This window comes from Actinomadura sp. CNU-125 (assembly GCF_001942465.1).
Classification (GTDB): domain Bacteria; phylum Actinomycetota; class Actinomycetes; order Streptosporangiales; family Streptosporangiaceae; genus Spirillospora.
The window spans coordinates 1-2,677 of the sequence record NZ_MKJY01000440.1; the positions used below are offsets into that span (position 1 = coordinate 1).

Genomic DNA, 2,677 nt, shown 5'->3' on the forward strand with positions numbered 1-2,677 from the left:
GCGCCTCCGCGCCGCGGCGGCCCGCGAGCAGCAGGTGCCGCGCGCCGTGCGCCGCCACCAGGTGGCGGCCGTCAGCCGGCCGAGCGTCCCGGTCCCGCCGGTGACCAGCACCGTCCCGTCCGGGTCGAGACCGGCCCCGGCCCGGTCGGCGGGGTCGGCGGGGTCGGCGGGACGTCGCGCGGGCGAGCCGCGGGACCAGGACGGTCCCGTCGCGCAGCGCGAGGCGCGGCTCGCCGGTGGCCAGCGCCGCCGGGATCGCCCGCCGCGACTCCTCCGCGTCGTCGACGTCCAGCAGGACCAGCCGTCCGGGATGCTCGGCCTGCGCCGACTGCACCAGCCCCCACACGGGCGACTCCGCGAGCCCCGGAACGTCCGCGCCGGGCCGCGCCGCGACGGCGCCGCGCGTGGTGACGACCAGCCGGGACGTGTCCCCCTCGTGCTCGGCCAGCCACTCCTGCACGGCACCGAGCACCCGCTCGGCCACCCCCCGGGCCCGCACCGCCACGTCGCGCCCCGCCCCGCCGTCCCGTCCGGTGTGCCCGTTCCGGGCACTTTGGTCGTCCCGGGCGTCGCGTAGGTCTGGGGCACCGTCCTCGGCAGAGTCGGCGGCAGGGGCGAGGTCGTGGACGGCCAGTTCGGTCCAGTCTTCGGCGTCGTCCGGGGCGCTGGGGGAGCCGGTGGCTTCGGTCCACTCGACGGCGAGGAGCGGGGCGGTGCGTCCGGCGGCGGGGGAGGCGGACCGGCGCAGCACGAGACGCTCGATCTCCAGCACGCGGGCGCCGGACGGGTCGGTCGCGGTGATGGCGGCGGTGTCGCCGTCCACCTCCGCGCGCACCCGCAGCTCGGCGGCCCCCGTGGCCCGCAGCGTCACGCCCGTCCAGGCGAACGGCAGCCGGGGCGGGCCGCCGGTCCCGTCGGGGAGGGCCGCGACGTGCAGGGCGGCGTCCAGCAGCGCCGGGTGCATCCCGAACCGGGCGGCGGCGCCGTCGTTCTCGTCCGGGTCCAGCCGGACGTCCGCGTAGGCGACGCGTCCGTCCCGCCACGCGGCCCGGACCCCCTGGAACGCGGGGCCGTAGTCGTACCCGGCGGCGGCGAGTTCCCCGTACGGGTCGTCGACGGGCTCCGCGCCCTCCGGCGGCCACCCGGTCGGCGTCCGTCCCGTCGGCCTCGGCCTCCGAGGCGCTCCGCGACGAGCCCGGACGCGTGGCGGATCCACTCCTCCTCGTCCCCGTCCGCGCGCGAGTGGACGGTCACGGCGCGGCGCCCGTCCCCGTCGGGCGCGCCGAGGGCGAGCTGGAGCGGGACGGCGCCCGCGGACGGCAGCGGGAGCGGGTTCTCCAGCGTCAGTTCCGCCACGTGGCCGCAGCCCGCCTGCGCGCCCGCGTGCGCGGCCAGCTCCACGACGGCCGCGCCCGGCAGCACCGTCGTCCCGGCGACGGCGTGGTCGGCGAGCCAGGGGTGGGCGTCCAGGTCCAGCCGGCCCGCGAAGACGATCGTCTCGCCCTCCGCGAGCCGCACCGAAGCGCCGAGGAACGGGTGGTCGCTGCCGGTCATGCCGAGCGAGCCCGGGTCGGCGGCGCGGCTCCCCGCCGCCCAGTAGCGGGACCGCCGGAACGGGTAGGTGGGGACGTCGCCGACGTGCTCGCCCGCGGTCAGCGTCGTCCAGTCGACCGCGGCGCCGCCGACGTGGGCGTCGGCCAGCGCGCCCACGTACCCGGACGGCTCGCCGGGCACGTGGACCAGCACCGCCTCGCCGTCCGCGCCGTCGGAGAGCGATTCGCGCACGGCCGCGAGGAGCGTCGGCGCCGGACCCAGTTCGAGGTAGCGGGTGACGCCCAGCTCCGCGAGCGCCCGCACCCCGTCGCGGAACCGGACGGTGTCGCGCAGGTGCCGCACCCAGTGGTCCGCGGTCGTCAGGTCGTCGCCGTCGGCGACGCGGCCCGTGCGGGTGGAGACGACCGGCAGGACCGGCACCGCGTAGGACAGGCCCGCCGCGACCTCCCGGAACTCCTCCAGGACGGCGTCCATGTGCGGGGAGTGGAAGGCGTGCGACACCCGCAGCCGCCGGGCCGGACGGCCGCGCCGCCGCAGCTCTTCGGCGAGTTCGAGCACGGCGTCCTCGTCGCCGGACACCACGACCGAGGCCGGGCCGTTGACGGCGGCGACGGCGACCCCGCCGGTCAGCAGCGGCCCGATCTCCGCCTCCGTCGCCTGCACCGCGACCATGGCGCCGCCGGGCCGGGCGGAGCCCATCAGCCGGGCGCGCGCGGCGACGAGCGCGGCGGCGTCGTCCAGCGTCAGCACCCCGGCCGCGTGCGCCGCCGAGATCTCCCCGATCGAGTGGCCGATGAGGACCTGCGGTGCCAGACCGTGCGACGCGAGCAGCCGGTAGAGGGCCGTCTGGTAGGCGAACAACGCGGGCTGCGTGTACGCCGTGTCGTCCAGTGCCCCGGCGTCGTCGAACATCACCTCCCGGACGGGACGGTCGAGGTGCCGGTCGAGCGCGGCGCACACCTCGTCGAGCGCTGCGGCGAACACCGGGAACGCCTCGTACGGTCCGCGGCCCATGCCCGGCCGCTGGGCACCCTGCCCGGAGAACACCCGGCCGGTCGCGCCCGTCCGGTCGAGAGGACACCGCCGCTGTGATGCACTTCGCGGTGATCGGTGTCGGAATGTC

The 2,677-nt window shown here is 78.3% G+C and carries 1 protein-coding gene and 1 pseudogene; both read right to left on the minus strand.

The features are described from left to right. Nucleotides 1-1,216, minus strand: a 1,216-nt coding sequence (locus BJF79_RS54365) for a polyketide synthase dehydratase domain-containing protein (RefSeq protein WP_262403086.1), incomplete at its 3' end; no start/stop codon positions are given. 80 nt (nucleotides 1,217-1,296) lie between these two features. Continuing rightward, nucleotides 1,297-2,568, minus strand: a pseudogene (locus BJF79_RS36390) (acyltransferase domain-containing protein); the annotation flags it as partial. Between the last annotated feature and the right edge of the window lie 109 nt (nucleotides 2,569-2,677).